Annotated in this window: 15 protein-coding genes; 3 read left to right on the top strand and 12 right to left on the bottom strand. The window is 64.3% G+C overall.

Annotated features, from left to right (window positions below):
* Positions 1-26 precede the first annotated feature (26 nt).
* The 8 genes from H7688_RS20610 to H7688_RS20575 form a co-directional block, all read right to left on the bottom strand.
* Positions 27-2,153: a hypothetical protein gene (locus H7688_RS20610; RefSeq protein WP_183363161.1), complete on the bottom strand. Its 2,127-nt coding sequence runs from the start codon at positions 2,151-2,153 to the stop codon at positions 27-29.
* Between the two features lie 24 nt (positions 2,154-2,177).
* Positions 2,178-3,179, bottom strand: a complete 1,002-nt coding sequence (locus H7688_RS20605) for a DmsE family decaheme c-type cytochrome (RefSeq protein WP_183363160.1) — start codon at positions 3,177-3,179, stop codon at positions 2,178-2,180.
* Between the two features lie 3 nt (positions 3,180-3,182).
* Positions 3,183-4,016 carry an ABC transporter ATP-binding protein gene (locus H7688_RS20600; protein ID WP_183363159.1) on the bottom strand — a complete coding sequence of 278 codons (834 nt, stop codon included), beginning with the start codon at positions 4,014-4,016 and terminating at the stop codon, positions 3,183-3,185.
* Between the two features lie 487 nt (positions 4,017-4,503).
* Positions 4,504-4,938 (bottom strand): hypothetical protein, encoded by a 435-nt coding sequence (locus H7688_RS20595; protein WP_246329909.1) that lies wholly within the window; start codon positions 4,936-4,938, stop codon positions 4,504-4,506.
* A 40-nt stretch (positions 4,939-4,978) separates the two neighbouring features.
* Positions 4,979-5,386, bottom strand: a complete 408-nt coding sequence (locus H7688_RS20590; RefSeq protein ID WP_183363158.1) for a CoA-binding protein — start codon at positions 5,384-5,386, stop codon at positions 4,979-4,981.
* A 275-nt stretch (positions 5,387-5,661) separates the two neighbouring features.
* Positions 5,662-6,606 (bottom strand): tetratricopeptide repeat protein, encoded by a 945-nt coding sequence (locus tag H7688_RS20585; RefSeq protein ID WP_183363157.1) that lies wholly within the window; start codon positions 6,604-6,606, stop codon positions 5,662-5,664.
* Position 6,607: 1 nt separating this feature from the next.
* Positions 6,608-7,423: a hypothetical protein gene (locus H7688_RS20580; protein WP_183363156.1), complete on the bottom strand. Its 816-nt coding sequence runs from the start codon at positions 7,421-7,423 to the stop codon at positions 6,608-6,610.
* Positions 7,404-8,558 carry an acetoin utilization protein AcuC gene (locus H7688_RS20575; RefSeq protein ID WP_183363155.1) on the bottom strand — a complete coding sequence of 385 codons (1,155 nt, stop codon included), beginning with the start codon at positions 8,556-8,558 and terminating at the stop codon, positions 7,404-7,406. Before H7688_RS20575 ends, H7688_RS20580 begins: the two co-directional genes overlap by 20 nt.
* Positions 8,559-8,797: 239 nt before the next feature.
* On the opposite strand from H7688_RS20575, the gene H7688_RS20570 reads away from it, so the two are divergent.
* The 3 genes from H7688_RS20570 to H7688_RS20560 all read left to right on the top strand — a co-directional run bounded on the left by H7688_RS20570 (position 8,798) and on the right by H7688_RS20560 (position 11,589).
* Complete coding sequence (locus H7688_RS20570) at positions 8,798-10,018, top strand: ammonium transporter (RefSeq protein ID WP_183363154.1); 1,221 nt, start codon at positions 8,798-8,800, stop codon at positions 10,016-10,018.
* 125 nt (positions 10,019-10,143) lie between these two features.
* The gene (locus H7688_RS20565) at positions 10,144-11,013 is read left to right on the top strand and encodes a response regulator (protein ID WP_183363153.1); all 870 of its coding nucleotides are present in this window, start codon (positions 10,144-10,146) and stop codon (positions 11,011-11,013) included.
* A gap of 303 nt (positions 11,014-11,316) precedes the next feature.
* Positions 11,317-11,589, top strand: a complete 273-nt coding sequence (locus tag H7688_RS20560; RefSeq protein ID WP_183363152.1) for a PilZ domain-containing protein — start codon at positions 11,317-11,319, stop codon at positions 11,587-11,589.
* A 30-nt stretch (positions 11,590-11,619) separates the two neighbouring features.
* On the opposite strand, the gene hypE is transcribed toward H7688_RS20560, so the two are convergent.
* The 4 genes from hypE to hypF all read right to left on the bottom strand — a co-directional run bounded on the left by hypE (position 11,620) and on the right by hypF (position 16,368).
* Positions 11,620-12,630: a hydrogenase expression/formation protein HypE gene (gene hypE, locus H7688_RS20555; protein WP_183363151.1), complete on the bottom strand. Its 1,011-nt coding sequence runs from the start codon at positions 12,628-12,630 to the stop codon at positions 11,620-11,622.
* 63 nt (positions 12,631-12,693) lie between these two features.
* Positions 12,694-13,785, bottom strand: coding sequence for a hydrogenase formation protein HypD (hypD, locus tag H7688_RS20550; RefSeq protein WP_183363150.1), 1,092 nt, complete (start codon positions 13,783-13,785; stop codon positions 12,694-12,696).
* Positions 13,782-14,012 (bottom strand): HypC/HybG/HupF family hydrogenase formation chaperone, encoded by a 231-nt coding sequence (locus H7688_RS20545; protein WP_183363149.1) that lies wholly within the window; start codon positions 14,010-14,012, stop codon positions 13,782-13,784. Before H7688_RS20545 ends, hypD begins: the two co-directional genes overlap by 4 nt.
* Positions 14,013-14,082: 70 nt before the next feature.
* Positions 14,083-16,368, bottom strand: a complete 2,286-nt coding sequence (hypF, locus tag H7688_RS20540) for a carbamoyltransferase HypF (protein ID WP_183363148.1) — start codon at positions 16,366-16,368, stop codon at positions 14,083-14,085.
* Positions 16,369-16,383: the final 15 nt, after the last annotated feature.

The raw sequence follows: 16,383 nt of genomic DNA, 5'->3' as shown, positions 1-16,383 counted from the left end.
GATCAGTTTCAGGGGCTACCTCTTTGTCACCACTTGGCTGCCAGGTAAGCCACCACGGCGTGCACCGTACCGTTTTGGTAGCTATAAGCCTGATTTCGTTCGTGGTAATCCTGCAGGGTGTACTCGAGCTTGCCGGAAAACTGCCTGGTGAAACGGTACTCGCCGCGCCAGGCGACTGAGCTTATCACGGTGTCCTGCCGGGTGATCTCGCGGATCCCCGAGGTGTCTCCCGAGTTCCCTGCGAAGGTCACCTGTTGCGGACTGAACGCCGACTGGGAACGGATCTGCTGCAGGGAGAGCGCGAGGTCGAGGTCCTCGGTCGCGGCCAGGGTCGCGTTGACCCCGTAGACGTGGGCGCGGCTTAGGTAGTTGCTGGCGGCCTCGCTCCCCACAGCGACGCCGGTGAAGAGCACCGCCTGGTCCACGGAATTGCTGAGCCAGCCGTAGTTTGCCGACAGGGCGAGCCGCTTCACGGGATTCACCCAGGCGCTCAGGTTCACGTCTTGGACCGCGCGGGTGCGCGACAGCGGGCTCGAGGCGCTCCAGCCGGCGGGATTGCTGAACGGGGGCGGGCTCACGATGAAGTGCTCGATGCTGTCGTTCCATTCCCGGCGCGCCCGGACGTTGGCACTCGCACCCCAGCGGCTGGCCGTGTAGGTCGCCAGGAGCTGCCCCTCGTGGTGCTGCTGGTAGGAGTTGCCGTAGGCCGGGTGGTCGGTGGTCGCGTAGGCGTACTTGGCGGTAATCCGCAACCCTTTGATCGGGTGGTAGAGCAAGGCCAGGGATCCCTTCTGGGTGGCAGTGTTGGCCGGCAGTGCCCAGGTGGTAGTACTGGGGAGGTCCGAGACGTGGTCGCGGTGCACCATCTCCCCGCGGTACTCGGTGTTGAGTGTGATACCTGTGAGCGGCTTGAAGGCCATGTTCACCAGCACCAGGTCCTTCGTGCTGTCCACCGGCGCTTTCACGCTTTGCTGCGGGTCGACGAAATTGCTGCTGAGCAGTGCGCCGCGGTTGTCGTTCTCCAGTTCCTGGCGGCGGTACTTGACCGCCAGCGAAAACTCCTTGCACGGGGTATAGACGAAGTCGCCGGCGGCGTTTTGCAGGTTCACCTGGGCGTGCTTGATCCCTGCGGTATCGATGAGCCGGGAGAGGTTCTCGCGCTGGTCGATGCTGTAGGACGCGCTCCCGACGATGCCGCCGGTGAGCGAGGTGTGCAGTTTCACGGTGTTCGAGAAGAAGATGCTGTCGGGGTTCTCGTTGTGCTGCTGGACGCCCCCGACGCTCTCGGGGGTAGCGACGGTACCGAAACCGCTGTTGCGGGCGAGGTAGTTCGCGGTGGGGATGGGCACCTGGTCCTCGAAGGCCCTCACCCTGAAGTCGTAGATGAGATCGACCCACCCCAGGTGGGCATCGACCCCGAGGCGCCCTTCCTGGGTCACCTGGCGGATCTGGCGTGCCTCGGCGAGGATCCGGTTGGTATCCCCCTCGAAGCCGGTGTCGGCATAGCGCTGCTGCAGGGTCCCCTCGCGCACCAGCCGCCAGTAGCCCAGGTTCACGTGCAGCGGGAAGTTGTGCAGCCGGTAGCGGAACTCGGCGATATCCTGGGTCACCGTGATGCCGTAGTCGGTGGCGGGATCCTGGAACGAGGTGTAGCTGGCCGGCTGGCCGAGCAGCGGGGGGTCCACCCGGGCCGAGTTGAAAGGCTGGGAGAACAGCAGCTCGCGGTCCAGGTTGTGGTAGAGCGCCTCGGTACGCAGGTGCAGCCGGTAGTCCCCCTTGTAGTCGATCAGGAGGTCGCCGTGGTAGTCGTTCTCGTTTAAGAAGTTCCCCTCGAGCTCGAAGTTGCCGTCCTTCTCGAGGGACCGGTAGAAGAGCCCCCCCGATCGCGAGGAGTGCAGATAGCCGTACGGGGCGGCGCGCCCACCGTAGTTGCGCACGTCGAGGAAGCTGTAGCCGATCTGCCCCCCCTTCTGCTCCAGGGTCTCCACTACCCGTTCGTCAGCCCCGTAGACCCGCCCTTCCTCGGCGACGGCTACCCGCTCGGCTTCCGGCGCGATCTCGCGCGGTTCGGCTTCGGCCTGGGCACTGCCGGCACTGAGCAGCAAAAGCAGCAGCAGTGAGGGGGCGCCGTATGCAGGATGCAGGTTTTTCATCTGGTCCTCGAGGCTCCTTTGCCGTTACTGACGCAGGGTGCCCCTCCCGGTGACTCCCTGGGAGGGGGTATCGGTGCCGTGGATCTGCGAGTGGCAGTCAGTACAGCGGTTGGTGAAGAGCTGCTTTACGTTGGTATTGGTGACCAGGTGCCCGGTGTGGCACTGCAGACAGAGAAAGGGGAGTGCCGCGTTCAGGAGGTGGTTGTTCACCGAACCGTGCGGGGTGTGGCAGTTGGCACAGTTCTCGGTGACGTCGCCATGCTCGTAGGCGAAGGGCCCCTGCTTCTCCATGTGGCAGCGGGTGCAGGTTTCCTTGGGGGTGTTCCCCTTCAAAAGCTTCTCCTGGGTCGAGCCGTGCACCTCGTGGCAGTCGACGCAGACCATCTTTTTCTCGCGCAGCGGGTGGTGCGAGTAAAGCGCGTTCTCGGCGCGCACCTCGGGGTGGCAGCCGAAACACATCTCGGCCATCTCTTCGCGGCTCACCTTCTGCTGGGGGCCCTTGTGGAGTTTGTGGCAGTCAAAACAGCTCACGTCGTTCACCGCGTGGGCCGAGGCGTTCCAGTGGGCCAGGGCGGGGATCGAGGCTGCGGAATGGCATTTGAGGCAGATGAGGGACTGGGCCTGGGGGGGGAGGTTCATGATGTCCAGGAACTTCGAGGTGTCGCACTTCTTTTGCAGCTGGATGTTCTTTTCGCGGTCGTCGTCCAGGTGGGCGATGGCGAGGCTGCCGGGACCGTGACAGGATTCGCAGTTCACCAGGGGGAGCCCGGTCTCCGGCTTGATCTGCTCGCCGTGCACCGAGTGGCTGAAGTCGCTGGTGATCTTGTCGTGGGCGTGGCACTTGGAGACGCAGTTGTTGGTACCGACGTACTCCGCATCAAGGCGTCCCACGATCATCCTCTCGTACTCGCGCACCGGGAGGATGGGCTTGGACTGCTTGAGCGAGGCGCACGAAACCAGCAAGAGCGCACTTGAAAGCGCTATGAGGAAGGCTCGTTTCTGGCGCACAGTGCCCGGCAGTGCCATGTTCTAATCTCCCCTGATCCCCTTGGTGGTGGTGTAGATGAAGCCGCGCACGATGGGGTTTTCACTCTTCTTGATCTCGCGTGGCGTCCCCACCTCGACGATGGTGCCGCCGTGCATCATGGCGATGCGGTCCGAGATGTAGAGCGCGAAGTTGAGGTCGTGGGTCACGATCACCGTGGTGTTCCTGGTACTCTCCTTGAGCTTCAGGATCGTGTTGGCCAGCTCGTCCGTGGTGACCGGGTCGAGTTCCGCGGTCGGCTCGTCGTAGAGGATCAGGTCCGGGTTCATGGCAAGCGAGCGGGCGATGGCCACGCGCTTTTTCATGCCGCCGGAGAGCTCCGAGGTGCGCAGCTGCTCCTTCCCCACCAGGCCCACCATCTCCAGTTTCTCCCGGATGATCTCCCGGATGCGCTGTTCCTTGCAGACCCGTTTTTCCCTCAGCCAGAGCCCGACGTTCTCCCCCACGGTAAGCGAGTTGAAGAGTGCCGAGGACTGGAACACCATCGAGTAGCGGTAGTCGCGCTGTTCGCCGCCGCGCGGCTGGTTGAAAATCGGGATGTCGTCGATGAAGATCTCGCCGGAGTCCGGAGATTCCAGCTTGACGATGTGCTTTAAAAGGACGCTCTTGCCGGTACCCGAGGGGCCGATGATGCTGAAGGTCTCGCCGGATTTGATCTCCAGGTTGATGTCTTTCAGCACGTGGTGGCCGTCGAAGTACTTGTTGAGCGCTTCGATTCGGATGCCGACGCCGCGGGTGTCGTCGAGGTTGATCGGTCGGTCCGCGTTGTCGGCGTGAAAGAATGAGCCGGTCAGACCATGTTTGAGCTTGGCAAACACTATAGTTCCTCGTCGGCGCAATAAGTTGGTGTCGGAAAAGGTGCCTGTGAGCTCGAACCGGTGCCGGTTGACTGCGGCGGGTTCTGGTGCCTTAAACGGCGCACATACTAGCAGAGATTACAGGTACCTGGCAAGAGGAGATTCTTGGCTGACACTAACCAGTTAGCGCATAAGCTGATATTTTCTGAATCGGGTACAGAGAAAGGGACAAACTCCTACAGTACCTGCCCGAATCGCACCTTGTACTAAGGGAGACAGCCATTGTCTACCGGCGTGTCTGCTTGTTCAGCGAGCTGCGTTTTTTACCTGTCAGCCGCTTCCCTGGTAGGGTCGCCACCGATAAGCGAGTGGTCGGCGCCGCGGTTGTGAGCCAGCAGGCTCTTCCCAGTACCTTGGCCCCTCCCCGCTTGAGCCAATGTGGACCCTTCAGGAATAATCGGCAGCGGCTCGAGAAACTGAAGCGGGACCGGAAAGCGTCGGCAGGTTGCTAAAAAAGGTACAGCGAGCGGTTGTAAAAGTGGCGCCGGTTGCGAAAGACGTAAAGGTTGAGCAGCATGAGCAGCACCGCGGCGACCAGGGTGTTCAGGCGCAGGTCGTCTTCGGAGATAGCTGATTCGGCGAAGCGGGCGTACTCGGAGGCGGAGATGCGGGCGAGGTTCACGCAGGCGTTCAGGATATCGAACAGGTTGTAGCCGATGATGAGCCAGACGGTAAGCTGCTGCCTTTTCAGGACGCCGAGCCACAGGTACAGCGAGATCATGCTGTCGGCAAAGACCAGCCACTGGGCGGCGGACCCGTTGTAGAACCGCCCCCACAGCGGAAAGGGGGCGCCGTAACTCGACATGGTGAGGATGAGGAACAAGAAGTAAGCCGCCGAAAGGGCACTAAGGCCCCAGGGGCGGCTTTCCGGTTGGTACGACATGGGTGGCTTCCTTACGGTTGGCTGAAGTGCTCGGCCCGGGTCACCGGGTGGTCTTGTGCAGCTTGTAGTGCTCCTTGAGCATGCAGTGGTCCATCACCACCAGAAGGCCGGCCGCCTCGGCGCGCTGGGCCGCCTCCTGGTTCACCACCCCTTCCTGCATCCAGATGGCCTTGACCCCTTTCTTGATGGCATCTTCCACCACCTCCGGGACGAACTCGGAGCGGCGGAAGATATCCACCACCTCGACCTCTTCCGGGATTTCCGAGATGCTCGGGTAGCAGCGCTCGCCCAAGACCTCCCGGCAGGCCGGGTTTACCGGGATGATCCGGTAGCCGGCCTTTTTCAGGTAGGAGGCCACCTCGTAGCTCGGCTTGCCGGGGTCGGGGGAGAGCCCCACCACCGCGATGGTTTTGTAGCTGGTGATGATCTGCTCGATCGGTTTAAACATGGCGAACCTCCTTTTTGGGTAAAACCGTCGGGTGGTTGAGTCGTTGAGTGGTCCCAGCTACCTTTTACTGGATGAGGGACCGGGGTGCCTGTGAACCAAGTCCGGCATCCCCCTTCCCCCCCCCGACTCAACTACTCAACGTCGTTCACGGTTTTAGCACCTACAGGATATCATCTCTTCCTCATGCCGCTTATGGCAACACAGAAAAAAATCACCGCCATTACCCCGGCTATGAAGATCCAATCGGCTGGACTAAAGCCAAACATCGCCCCCTCCTACTCGGTCAGTTTATCCAGGGCCTCGCGCGCCTCGGCGAAGTCCGGGTTCAGTTTGAGCGCCTGGCGCAGCAAGAGCCGGGCATCCCGGCCACGCCCCAGGTCGTTGCAGCACAGGGCGCACAGATAGGGGATCTCGGCCATCGGGAACTCGGCAGCGAACTTCTCGTCGGCCATGATGTCCCCGAAGATCGCCGCAGCCTCGTCGCTCGCCCCGTTTTGCTGCAGCGACAGCGCCACCGCCACCGCCTCCAGGTAATCGACCGCCGGCACCCGGGGGAGCTCGTTGTTCGCGATCTTCTCCAGGCGCAGGCGCACCACCTCGGCCGCTTCGGGGGCGAGCCCCGGCAAAAGCCGCTGCCACAGCTCGGCCGCCCGCGGGTACTTGCCGAGCAGGAACAGGACCTCCGCCAGGGTGGAGAGCACCTTGGGGTTGTCCGGGGAGAGCGCGAAAGCCCGCTCCAGGTGCTCCTCGGCACGGTACAGGGTGACCGTGGAGAGGTGCAGCGCCGAGAAGCGGCACCCCTTGTCCAGGAGCGTCGCGCCGATTTCCAGCGGGAAGTGGGCGTTGTCCGGCTCCACCAGGGCGAAGATGCGCAACAGGTTCACCCGGCGGTCCAGGTAGGGGATCTCGACGTCCTTTTCACCGAGCATGAGGATGTGGCTCGCCAGCTCGGAGAGGTAGTGCGGATACCCCTCCTTGAGAAGCTGGGCGTAGTCGGCGGCGTTCAGGCAGCCGGGGTCAGTGCGCAGCGCCTGGTAGATGCCGCGCCCCAGTGCGTCGTAGCCGAGCTCGCCGGAAAGGGCCAGGAAGTCCTGCTCCAGAAGCGGTATCGGCAGGTTGCCGACCTGGAGCACGACCTTGTCGTCCAGCCCGGTGACCACGGTCCCGGGAGGGGGGGTGAAATAGACGATCCCGGGGAGCGGGGTGGTTTTCCTCTCCATGCTAGATCTCCTTGCGTTCCCGTGACGGGAAGGTATCCACGCCGGCATGGACGCCGACGGTCTTGTAGATGCGCACGCCGTCCCAGGGCTCGTCGAGGATCCCGTCGTGGATCGCCCAACTGCGTCCCAGGACGCTCTTCTCGGCACCGGGCCTGCGAAAGGGGGTGGAGCCGTCCAGGCGGCGGGCCAGGATCCCCCCCGGGGCGAAGCCGGCATCGATCTCCTGCATGAGCCGCTTTCCCACCAGGTAATCGAAGCCGTAGTGCTCGTAGCGGATGGCGTTGTCGTAGGTAAGCGGCTCGGCGACGATGAACTGCATGTCGAGGCTCGCGGTGAAACGCTCCAAAAGCGGCAGGAACTCGCGGAACATGCGCAGCCCGTGCCGGGTCTGGTTCGGGAAGAGGCCGGCCGCCATGGCGCGCTCCTCCTCGGGGAGGTTCCTCCCCAGGGTGGCGAAACAGTTGTCGCGCCCCCTTTCGTCCAGGTCCACGTCGAAGCGCGGCGCAAAGGGGTCGCTTATGATGCAGAAGGAGAGTTCCATCTGGCGGTGCTGGGTGTCGCAGAGCTCCACGAAGAAGACCAGGTCCCGGTCCTCGGGCTTCAGGCGCACCTCGATGCGCACCAGGCGCAGCCCGTCGGGGGCGATGAAGCGCACCGAGCCGCCGGCGCCGTCCAAAAGTTCCACCAGGCGCTGCGGCAACAGGACGCGGTAGATCGCCTCCTTCTCTTCCGGCTCGAGCCGGTTGATGTCGTTCAGCGAGTAGAGCTCGCGCCCGCGCGCGTCCCTGAGGATATGCTCAGCGCTTGCCGCTGCCATAGGGACCGATCAGGACCGGGAAGACCCGGGCCCGTACCTGGGCGATGCTCTTTTGCACGGCGTCCAGCGCCACGTTGCGGTCGTCCTCCTGGGCCCAGTGCATGGCGTCCAGGAGCATGCGGTGCGGAAATCCCAGTTCCCCGCTCAGGGTGAGGAAGGACTGGGGGAGCCGGGGCGAAATCTCGCGATCGTTCATGATGGCCCAGGCGATGGTCCAGGCGCGCGCCACGTTCATCATGTCGTACCCCCCGCCCCCCACGGCGACCCAGGGGATGGCGAGGGCCCTCAGCTTTTTCATGATGTAGGCGTAGGCGTGGGTGGTGACCTCGAGCCGGGTCAGGGGATCGGTGCGGAAGGTGTCCGCCCCCAGCTGGGTGAAGAGCACGTCCGGGTTGTAGGCCGCGATGAGCGGGAAGGCCACCTCGTCGAAGGCCTTCATGAAGAGGGCGTCGTCGGTGTGGGCCTGCAGGGGGACGTTGACGCAGTACCCCTCCCCCGCCCCCACGCCGGTCTCGTCCTCGAACCCGGTCCCCGGGAAGAAGTACATGCCGCTTTCGTGCAGCGAGATGGTGAGCACCCGATCGGTGTCGTAGTAGGCGTTCTGGACGCCGTCGCCGTGGTGGGCGTCGAGGTCCAGGTAGACCACGCGCTTTCCCTGGGCCACCAGGTGGTTGATGGCGACCACCGCGTCGTTTAAGTAAGAGAAGCCGGAGGCGCGGCTTTTCTGGGCGTGGTGCCAGCCCCCCAGCGGGTTGAAGGCGGCGGCGAACCCCTCCTCGCTCACCAGCCGGGCCGCCTCCAGGGTCCCCGAGACCCCGAGGCAGGCCCAATCGAAGACGCCGGGGAAGATCGGGTTCTCCAGGTCACCCAGCCCGAAGCGGAAATCGGCACGCGACTCGCTGGCGGCGCTGAACTCGCGCAGGCGCTCCAGGTACTCGGCGCTGTGGCCGGTGAGCAGCTCCTGATAGCTCACCGGGCGCGGTCGGCGCAGTTCCATCCCCGGGAGCTGCAAAAGGCCGTAGGCCCCCATCAGGTCGTGCGCCAGGCGGAAGCGCTGTACCTTGAAAGGGTGCGCCTCCCCGTAGCTGTACCCGCCCAGGTCGGTGCAACTGATGAGTGCTGTCTTGCGCGACACGACTCCTCCCTCTGGAAACCGGTTGAATGTACCCCGTGCCGCAGGGGAGGTCAACCCCTATTCACTGCCCATTCATTAGGCATGAACGCCCAGCAAATAGGCAGCCCTGCCGTTTAATTAGGCGACAGCGACAGGTGCCCTCACGACATTCCAGCAGGTTAGCAACTTGGCAGGAAGCTTGCTGTCTCTGGGCGCCTTGGTCAGTGCTGACCTGGCCATTTACCAACGGAGGTAACTCAATGAACGGGATGTCAATGACGACCCCACTGGGCAACAGCAGCGATGTGCTTTTCCTCATGCTCGGCGCGGTCATGGTGTTCGCCATGCACGCCGGCTTCGCCTTTCTCGAGGTGGGGACGGTCCGCAAGAAAAACCAGGTCAACGCCTTCGTGAAGATCCTCACCGACTGGTCGGTCTCCACGGTCGTCTACTTCCTCATCGGCTTCCCGATCGCCTACGGCATCAGCTTTTTGAAGCCGGTCAAGCAGATCCTGGGCGAGAACCAGGGCTACGACATCACCCACTACTTCTTCCTGCTCTGCTTCGCCGCCTGCATCCCCGCCATCATCTCCGGCGGCATCGCCGAGCGCGCCAAGTTCTGGCCCCAGGTCACCGCCGGCGCCGTCTTCGCGGGTCTTAGCTACCCCCTCTTCGAATCGCTCATCTGGGGCAAGAACATGTCCCTCCTGCAGGACGTCTTCAAGTCCCTGGGCGGCGCCGAGTTCCACGATTACGCAGGTTCGGTCGTGGTGCACTCCATCGGCGGCTGGCTCGCCCTCCCCGCCGTCCTGATCCTCGGCCCCCGCATGGGGCGTTACGTGCGCGGCAAGTCGCACCCGATCCCGGTCAGCAACATCCCCTTCCTGGCCCTGGGCTCCTGGATCCTCGCGGTGGGGTGGTTCGGCTTCAACGTGATGAGTGCCGGACACCTCGAAAAGATCTCCGGCGTGGTGGCGGTCAACTCGCTCATGGCCATGGTGGGCGGCGTCCTGGCAGCCCTCGTTGCCAGCAAGAACGACCCCGGTTTCGTGCACAACGGCGCCCTGGCAGGCCTCATCGCGGTCTGCGCCGGCAGCGACATCATGCACCCCCTGGCCGCCTTCGTCACCGGCGCCATCGCCTCGATCATCTTCGTCTTCGGCTTTCACATCGAGCAGGAAAAACTCAAGATCGACGACGTCCTCGGCGTCTGGCCGCTGCACGGGATTATCGGCTCCTGGGGCGGCCTCGCCGCCGGTATCTTCGGCAGCGAGGCGCTGGGCGGACTGGGCGGCGTCACCTTCGTCTCCCAGCTCTTGGGCACCGTTTCCGCGATCGTCTTCGCCCTGGTGAACGGCTTCCTCATCTACGGCGTCCTGGCCAAGACCGTGGGGATCCGTCTCGACCCGGAGGCCGAGTTTGCCGGTGCCGACCTCTCCATCCACAACATCGGCGCCTACCCGGAAGACAGCATCCGCTAGGCACTACTTCAGCAAATGCAGCACCGAAAGGCCCGGAAACGGGCCTTTTTTATTTTGCTATTTTCGGGAAAGAGGATATATTCTTGGTGAGTTATTTCTAATTACAATAAAAGGTCCGGATAATAATGAAAAAGCACCTCGGCGAATTGTTGGTTGAATCCGGCATCATAACGGCGAAGACCTTGGAGCGCGCTCTCATCAGACAGCAGGGTACCGGCAAAAAATTAGGAGCCGTACTCGACGAGATGGGGGTGGTCTACCAGGAGGAACTGGTGGAGGCACTGGCCCGCCAGTTCGGCTTCCAGACCCTGGGCGACACGGCCTGCCACCAGATCCCCGAGGCGCTGCTCGAGTTGATCCCCCAGGAGATCGCCCTGCAAAAGCTGGTCTTTCCGCTACGCCATGAAGACGGCAAACTGACCCTTGCCATCACCGACCCCTTCGACCAGGAGACCATCGACCTTCTGGAAGCGAAGACCGCGCTGCGCATCGTTCCGGTGCTCGCCACCCGCGCGGCGATCCTGGATGCGTTGCGTCAGCACTACCTGCGTGACGAGTGCGCCGAAAACTGCCAGTTGACTGTGCTGGTGGTCGACGATTCGCAAGAGATCACCGACCTCATCAGCTCCGCACTGCGCAGCGAGGGGTACCAGGTGCTTACCGCGGGCGACGGCGTCGAAGGGCTGCGCGCCACCTTCGCCGAGCAACCGGACCTGATCCTGTGCGACTCGGCAATGCCCAAGCTGGACGGCTACGGCCTGATGCGTGCCATCAAGGCCAACCCGGCGTCCGCGCACATCCCGATGATCCTGTTGAGCGCCAAGGCCTCGCCGGAAGAGGAACACCGCGCGCTCAAGTCAGGGTTCCACGACTTCATCGGCAAGCCGATGACCACGGTCCGGATGGTGGCCCGGGTCAAGCGCGCTTTCGAGCTGGTGCAAAAGGTGAGATCCCGCAACACGGCCGCCCTAACCCGCAGCGTTCAAGGGGCCTGAGACGCCAGGTTCTCGGCCCCCCCACCCTAAACCGCCGTACCACACGGATCCCACCGAAGCCTTACGCCCCTTCTCCGCCTCCCCCCCGCCCGCGTCCCACCAGGGGCAGGTTTTCCCCATGAGAACGAGATTAAACCGCAAGAGTCAGCTGACTCATGCGAGCATCGGCGCCGCTCGAATCAGCAGCAGTGCAGCTTTATCTTTTCAGACCACGCCGCTTGCAATCAGACTTTATTAGATTAGACTAATCAAGGTCGATTTGGCGCCACGAAACCCTACTTTTGCTGTCACGCGGGAGGGCCGATGTACAAGGAGAAACGGAATTTTGCCAGGCTGGCACTGCATGCGAAGGCGAACATCCATGTGGATGACGAGATGGTCGAAGCCGAAGTGGAGAACCTCAGCATGAAGGGGGTTTTTGTGACCTCGACGCGCAAGATGGAGATCGAGGACAAGGTGTCGGTCACCATCTACCACACCCTGACGCCGCAGATCCTCTGCGACCTCAAGGCGAAGGTGGTACGGGTTACCGACCGCGGCATGGGTCTGCAGTTCGAGAAGACCCTCCTCGATTGAGGAGGGCCAGGTTTTCCGGTTCTTCGGGGGTCAGCAGATGCGTGGCAGTTGTTCGCCGGCCAGCATCTCGACCCCCCGCAGGCCGCCCACCGAGGTCCGCATCTGAACCCGCCCGTCGGCGGTCCCGGTCACTTCCCCGATGACAGCGGCGTCTTTCCCGAGCGGGTGGCGCCGCATGATCTCCAGAGCCTCCCCGGCACGCTCCGGTGCCACGATTGCCAAAAGTTTCCCCTCGTTCGCCACGTAGAGCGGATCCAGCCCGAGAATCGAGCAGACCCCTTTGACCCCCAAATTGATCGGCAGGCTTTCCTCGTCTAGGACGATGTTCACCTCCGACTGTGCAGCGATCTCCTTGAGCGTGGTGGCCACCCCGCCGCGGGTAGGATCGCGCAAGACGTGCAGCGACTCGCCCAGGGCGAGCAGTTCCTGGACCAGGCCGTTGAGCGCCGCGGAATCGGTGACGATGCCGCTGTCGATCTCCAGCCCCTCGCGGGCCGAGAGTACCGCGATCCCGTGGTCGCCGATGCTGCCGTTCACCAAGACCTGGTCGCCGGGCTGGGCCGAGGCGCCGTCGATGGTGAGGGTGTGCTCGATGACGCCGATCCCCGAGGTGTTGATGAAGATGCGGTCTCCCTTCCCCTTGGGCACCACCTTGGTGTCGCCGGTGACGATGCTCACCCCGGCGCTCTCGGCCGCGGCAGCCATCGAGTCCAGGATGGCGGCGAGTTCCGCCTTGGAGAACCCTTCCTCGAGGATGAGCCCCACGCTTAAGAAGCGGGGGCACGCGCCCATCATGGCGAGGTCGTTCACGGTGCCGTTCACGGCAAGGTCGCCGATGTTCCCCCCCGGGAAAAAGATGGGATCCACCACGTAGGAGTCGGTGGTGAAGGCGAGCTTGGCGCCGGCGAGCTCCACCAGCGCGGCGTCGTTCTGGCCGCGCACCGGGGTGCGGGAGAGTTTGGCGATGATCAGGTCGTCCAGCAGCTGGTGCGACAGCTTGCCGCCGCTGCCGTGGCCCAGGAGAATGAGATCGTTGTTCAAGCGGTGCTCCTTATCGTGTTCATCGGTCCGACCGGTCGGATAGGACCGATCAGTTTTGGGGTGCTACCTGCCGTACTTGTAGGCCGCGGCGCAGGTCCCCTCGGAGGAGACCATGCAGGCTCCCACCGGGGACTCCGGGGTGCAGGCCTTGCCGAACAGCGGGCAGTCAAACGGCGACACCTTCCCTTTGAGGATCTCGCCGCACAGGCAGCCGCGGTGCTCCTTGAGCGGCTCCACCTCGACCGGGATGGCCCGCTCGGCATCGAATGCCGCGTAGCGCTCGGCGATCTTCAACCCGGATCCCGGGAGTACCCCGATGCCGCGCCAGTCGGCATCGAAGGGGGTGAAGACCTCCGCCAGAATTGCCTGGGCCTTGGGGTTCCCCTCCCAGCTCACCACCCGCGAATACTGGATCTCCACCTTGGCCTCGCCGGCCAGGCGCTGCCTGACCAGCATCTCGACACCCTGCAGCACGTCGGCCGGCTCGAACCCGGTGACCACGCAGGGGACCCCGTACTCCTCGCAGAGGAACCGGTAGGCGTTGCCACCGATAATGGCGCTCACGTGCGCGGGGCAGAGGTAGCCGTCCACCGAGAGTTCCGGATCTGCCGAGAGGATCCCCATCGGCTGGGGCATGGTCTTGTGCGAGGCAAGCACGAAGTAGTTGGTAAGCCCGAGTTTCTGGGCGCTCAGGATGCTTCCGGCGATGGTGGGCGCCGTGGTCTCGAAGCCGACGCCGAGGAAGATCACCCGCTTAGACGGGTTCTTAATCGCGATCTGCACGGCATCGAGCGGCGAGTAGACGATGCGCACGTCGGCGCCCTTGGCACGCTCCTCCATGAGCGAAGAGCTGGAGCCGGGCACCCGGAGCATGTCGCCGAAGGTGGTGATGATCACGTCGGAGAGCCGGCTCAAGGCGAGCGCGCGGTCCAGGTAGCCGTTGGGGGTGACGCAGACCGGGCACCCCGGACCCGAGATGAGCCGCACCTGGGGGGGCAAGAGCGTGCGCAGGCCGAACTGGTAGATCGCCATGGTGTGGGTGCCGCAGACTTCCATGAAGGTGAGCGGCTCGCTCAGACCGGCGGTCAATTCGGTGATGCGCCGGGCCAGCCCCTTGACGATCTCCTTGTCGCGAAACTGGTCGAGGTAGTTCATCCCATGCTCTCCGGCGTGAACACCTCGCGCATCAGGGCCAGGGTCTCCCGGGCATCCTCCTCGTCCAGCTTGGAGATGGCAAACCCGGCGTGGACGATCACGAAATCACCCACCGTCACCTCATCGTTCAAAAGCATGAGGCTCGCCTCGCGCTTCACGCCGTCGACCTCGGCCACGGCCTGATCGCCGTCGATACTGATTACCTGCATGGGAACTCCAACACACATAAGCTAACTCCCTTGTTCGTGCACCGGGCACGCGTGAAAGTGAATGGTTTGCGACGGAGGCGCCGACGGTTCAGGCCGCCTCGGGGGGGTCCGGTCGCCAGCGCCGCGCCGCGATGGCTGCCTGCCCCAGTGCGATCCCGCCGTCGTTGGGCGGCACCAAACGGTGGCAGTAGGTGGTAAAGCCCGCCTGGTTCAGCAGGGTGGCGGTCTCCTCGGTCAAGAGCCGGTTCTGGAACACCCCGCCGGAGAGCACCACCCGGTCCCGGCAGCTTTCCCGGCGGATCCGGCTGCAGACCTCGACGACGGCCTCCGCCACGGTGCGGTGGAAGGCGCGCGCCAGCTCGGAGCGGTCCAGCCCCGCCGCGACGTCGGCAACCAAGGCCGCGATCATCGGGGCGAAATCGACCTGGTGGCAGGGGGCATCGGAGACCAGGAACGGGTAGCTCCAGACCGCACGCCCCCCCTCGGCCTGGGCCTCCAGCTCGATCGCCGCCTGCCCTTCGTAGCTGATCCGGTTGCGTACCCCGACCAGCGCCGCCACCGCATCGAAGAGCCGGCCGCAGCTCGAGGTGAGCGGCGAGTTGATGCCGCGCTCCAGCATCTTCAGAAACAGGGAGCGCTCCATGGCGCTCAGCTCCGGGAGGTGCGCCGGCATCTTCTGGAAGAGCCCCGCCCCGAAGCAGTCGTAGAGCGTGGAAAGCGCCATGCGGAACGGCTCCTTCACCGCGGCGTCGCCGCCGGGAAGCCGCAGGTACTTGAAGTGGCCGCGCCGCTCGAAGCTCTCGTAACCGCCGAGGAGGAACTCCCCGCCCCAGATGGCGCCGTCCTCACCGTAGCCGGTGCCGTCCAGGATCACCCCGATCAGCTCACCCTCCAGGTGGTTCTCCGCCATGCAGGAGGCGAGGTGGGCGTGGTGGTGCTGCACCCCGAGGCGCGGCAGGTCGAGCTTTTCGGCGAAACCGGTGGAGAGGTAATCCGGGTGCAGGTCGTGGACCACCACCTCGGGTGTCACCTCTAAAAGCCGCCCCAGGTGCGCTACCGTTTCCTCGAGGGACTGCAGGGTAGAGGCGTTCTTCAGGTCGCCGATATGCTGGCTCAGGTAGCCGCGGCCGTCCCGGGTCAGGCAGATGGTCCCCTTCAGTTCGGCACCCACCGCCAGCACGTTCGCCTCCGCCTGCTGCAGCATGACGCTGCGCGGCACGTAGCCGCGGGAGCGCCGGAAGAAGAGCGGTTCTCCGAGGCTCAGGCGCAGCACCGAGTCGTCGGTGCGGGTGTGGATCTCGCGGTTGTGGGTGAGGAACAGGTCGGCGATGCTCGCCAGCCGCTCCAGGGCGTCCTGGTCCAGGTGGGCTATCGGCTCGTCGGACAGGTTGCCGCTGGTCATCACCAGGGGACCGGCGCATCCCTGGATCAAAAGGTGCTGCAGGGGGTTTCCCGGGAGCATGATCCCGAACCAGCCGTTACGCGGCGCGACCTGCGGGCTTACCGGGTTACCCTCCAGCTTGCGCATCAGGACGATGGGGCGCTCGACCCCGGTCAAAAGCCGCCCCTCGAGTTCCGAGCAGTGCACCAGGCGCCGCACCGCATCGAGGTCCGTCGCCAAAAGCGCAAAGGGCTTCTCGTCGCGCTTCTTGCGCTGACGCAGGCGCGCCACCGCCTCCTCGTTCAAGGCGTCCACCGCCAGGTGGTACCCCCCTACCCCCTTCACCGCGACGATCTTCCCCGCCGCAAGCGCCGCGAGCGTCTCGTCGAGGGGATCGCCGGCAACCGGCGTCCCCGCGGCGTCGCAGAGGCTCAGCTGCGGCCCGCAGACCGGGCAGGCGTTGGGCTGGGCGTGGAAGCGCCGGTTCATGGGATCGTGGTACTCGGCGAGGCACTCCGGGCACATCGGGAAGCTTGCCATGGTGGTGGCGGGTCGGTCGTAGGGGATGCCGGTGATGATCGAGTAGCGCGGACCGCAGTTGGTGCAGTTGATGAAGGGATAGCGGTAGCGGCGGTTGGCGGGATCCGACATCTCGGCGAGGCAGTCGTCGCAGACCTCGCAGTCCGGCGAGACCTGCCCGCCGCTTTTCACCTTGGCGCTCTGCTCAATGGTGAACCCGGTGCCCCCCTGGGGAATGGCGGGAACCACCCGAAACGCACTGATCACGGCAAGCGGCGGCGCCTCGTTTTTGAGGGCCTGGCAGAAGGCATCCAGCTCCTCACCGCCCCCCTCCGCCTCGATCTGGACCCCGCGTCCGGTGTTGCGCACCCAGCCGGAGAGACCGAAGCGCCCGGCAAGCCGGTAGACGAAGGGGCGGAAACCCACCCCCTGTACGATCCCCTCGATCTCGATGCTGGCGCGCTTGCGGTTCATGAGCGTCCCTCGGGC

The organism is Geomonas limicola (assembly GCF_014193675.1).
In the GTDB taxonomy this organism is placed as follows: domain Bacteria; phylum Desulfobacterota; class Desulfuromonadia; order Geobacterales; family Geobacteraceae; genus Geomonas; species Geomonas limicola.
This window is presented reverse-complemented; position numbering and strand designations above follow the sequence as displayed.